Origin of the sequence: Herbaspirillum sp. GCM10030257 (genome assembly GCF_042666555.1) — a bacterium.
Taxonomy (GTDB): Bacteria; Pseudomonadota; Gammaproteobacteria; order Burkholderiales; family Burkholderiaceae_D; genus Noviherbaspirillum.
The window spans coordinates 1-555 of the sequence record NZ_JBHTDH010000141.1; the positions used below are offsets into that span (position 1 = coordinate 1).

The 555-nt window shown below is 50.1% G+C and carries 2 tRNA genes and 1 rRNA gene; all 3 read right to left on the reverse strand.

Features of this window, described 5'->3' with window-relative positions:
* Window positions 1-206: 206 nt before the first annotated feature.
* Window positions 207-282, reverse strand: a tRNA-Ala gene (locus ACFQUU_RS29455).
* A 10-nt stretch (window positions 283-292) separates the two neighbouring features.
* Window positions 293-369 (reverse strand) — tRNA-Ile (locus ACFQUU_RS29460).
* 66 nt (window positions 370-435) lie between these two features.
* Window positions 436-555 (reverse strand): 16S ribosomal RNA (locus ACFQUU_RS29465); the annotation flags it as partial.

Genomic DNA, 555 nt, shown 5'->3' on the forward strand with positions numbered 1-555 from the left:
GCAAGCACTCTTTCTTACATATGATTGATACAATCACAACCCACCAGTATCTCCCAATACGCTCATCACAAGCGCATCAGTCCATACTGATAAATTCTTTACTACTTCTTCCAGATTGTTAAAGAACATAAACAGCCAATGATCGAAACGATCAAACCTAAGTCGCGTCTCCCGGCATCGCCAGGCGATGACTTAGGTTTGATGTTTGGTGGAGGTTGACGGGATCGAACCGACGACCCCCTGCTTGCAAAGCAGGTGCTCTCCCAGCTGAGCTAAACCCCCAAATCGCAGATGGTGGGTCTAGTTGGGCTCGAACCAACGACCCCCGCGTTATCAACACGGTGCTCTAACCAGCTGAGCTACAGACCCAAACGCTGTATTGGCTTTAATAACACACCGATAAGTGTGGACGCGTGACTTCTATGCGGACTCTAGAAAGGAGGTGATCCAGCCGCACCTTCCGATACGGCTACCTTGTTACGACTTCACCCCAGTCACGAATCCTACCGTGGTAAGCGCCCTCCTTGCGGTTAGGCTACCTACTTCTGGTAAAAC